The following is a 1310-nucleotide window of genomic DNA, read 5'->3' on the forward strand; positions in this document are numbered from 1 at the left end:
GGTTCTTCACCCAACTCCGGGGAAGGCCGCCCGGATCTTCAGGAAGAAATACGCGTCATCTCGGTATCCGTAGGCAACGCGCTTGATGACCTTGATCTTGTTGTTGATGCCTTCCACCAGGTTCGTCCCGAGCGGCCATCGGCAGTGGGCCAGGATGCCCGGGAGATAAGGCTGCAGACGGCGGACAAAGATGCGCAGCGGCTCCAGCCCGCTTCGCAGGGCGCGATGCTTCCATGACCGCCAGGTCTTCTCCGCCCAACTCTGGCTTCGGTAGCGCCACAGCTGCTTCAGGTCGTCTTTGAGCAGATAAGTGGTCAGCAGGGCTTTGTTGGCGGCCAGCAGCTCCTCGAGTTGGACGCGCTGCTCGGCCGAGACGTTTTGCCGGTTGCGCAGCAGGAGCCAGCGCGAGGTCTTCACCACCCGTCGCGCGGGCTTGTCGGTGCGTAGGCGATTGGCCTCGTCCACCCGCACCCGATCAATGACTTCGCGCCCGTACTTGGCCACCACATGGAAGAGGTCGTAGACCACTTCAGCATTGGGGCACTGGGCTTTGACCTCCACATCAAAGGCCGAATTCATGTCCATTGCTACGGCTTGGATGCGTTCGCAACCGACCCTGCCGAGTAGCTCAAAGAAGGGACGGATGTCAGCGCGGCTGCGTCCTCGGCCGACCCAGAGCACGCGCTTGCGCGATGGCTCGACGACCACGGTGGCGTAGCGATGCCCCTTCTGGATCGCAAACTCGTCCATCGCGATCACGCGTACGTCCGATAGGTCCACTGGGCCCAGCGTCTGCATCAGATGCCTGAAATCAAGCGCTTTGACCGTCTTCCAGTCCAGACCATGCCACTTTGCGGTGGCATGGATCGAGGTGGTGGCACACATGCGTGCCACGCTCTGCGCAAGCCGTTGCGTTACCCGGGCATGCCGCTCCAGCCAATCCAAGTGCTCCAGTTTCGGCCCGCAGCGAGGACAGGCCAGCCGCTGCCGCTGGACTTCCAACTCCACCGGCTCGTCGAACACGGGCAAGTCACGGATGCGCCGGAGCGTCTGGTCGTGGATGGCCACGACCCACTTGCCGCAGCCACTGCAGCGTCGTCGGCGGCGTGAATCAGGCAACAGCGAAAGCACCAGCCACGTGGCTCCGCCACGTGCCTCGCGGCGCCATCCATCCAGGCGATACCCCGCCCAGCCTCCCAGCAACGGCATACAATCCAGCTTGGCCACGGCCGGCCTCGGTTTGTTTTCTCGACAACTACAAATCTAGCTGGTCGGCCGTGCGCCTTCTCCCCTCAGATGGGAGAAGAACC

1 protein-coding gene is annotated in these 1310 nt (G+C 62.9%); it reads right to left on the minus strand.

Translation table 11 applies throughout. The features are described from left to right. Positions 1 to 6: 6 nt before the first annotated feature. Positions 7 to 1227 (minus strand): ISL3 family transposase, encoded by a 1221-nt coding sequence (locus tag NJD74_RS19550; protein WP_319624819.1) that lies wholly within the window; start codon positions 1225 to 1227, stop codon positions 7 to 9. Between the last annotated feature and the right edge of the window lie 83 nt (positions 1228 to 1310).

The organism is Stenotrophomonas sp. RG-453, assembly GCF_033843685.1.
In the GTDB taxonomy this organism is placed as follows: Bacteria; Pseudomonadota; Gammaproteobacteria; order Xanthomonadales; family Xanthomonadaceae; genus Stenotrophomonas; species Stenotrophomonas bentonitica_A.